General features: G+C 82.0%; 1 protein-coding gene. It reads left to right on the top strand.

What is annotated here, in order from left to right; translation table 11 throughout:
* Nucleotides 1-125: 125 nt before the first annotated feature.
* The coding region (locus tag ABD317_RS37530) for an SseB family protein (RefSeq protein WP_344296627.1) at nt 126-645 on the top strand (520 nt) is incomplete at its 3' end.

Here is a 645-nt window from a genome sequence, read left to right on the forward strand (position 1 = left end):
CCCGCCGGCCGCCCCGCCGGCCGGCCCGCCGCCCACGGGCCCTCCGCCCACCGGCCCTCCGCCCGCCGGGCCCGCCGCCGGACCGCGCCCGCGGGGCGGCGACGGGGCAGCGCTAGGCTCGTCGGGTGCCGCTGAAGAACATCCCTGACCCCGGCTTCGCCGGCGACGACGGCTCCGCCGACCCGCGCCTCGCCGCCGCCCTCGCCGCGTACGCCGACGCCCCCGACGACCCCGGAGCCGTACCCCGCGTGCTCACCGCCCTCGCCGGCACGCGGGTGCTGGTCCCCGTCGTCGCGCTCCTCGGCGAGTCGGAGGTGGACGGCGCCGGACTGCGGCGCGACAAGACCAGCGACATGGCGGTGCCCACCCTCGAAGTCCCCGGTGGTCGCCGCGCCCTGCCCGCCTTCACCTCCACCGCCGCGCTCGCCCGCTGGGACCCCGCCGCCCGCCCCGTGGCGGTGCCGCTGCCGCAGGCGGTACGGGCCGCCGTCGCCGAGCGCGCCGACACCGTCGTCCTCGACGTCGCCGGCCCCGTCCCGTACGAGCTGACCGGCCCGGCGCTGCTCGCCGCCGCCGAGGGGCGCGGCAGCACCGACCCGCTGGCCGACCCCGCCGTCGTCGCGGCCGTGACCGCCGTGGTGGCCG

Origin of the sequence: Streptomyces synnematoformans, assembly GCF_039531005.1 — a bacterium.
Lineage (GTDB): Bacteria > Actinomycetota > Actinomycetes > Streptomycetales > Streptomycetaceae > Streptomyces > Streptomyces synnematoformans.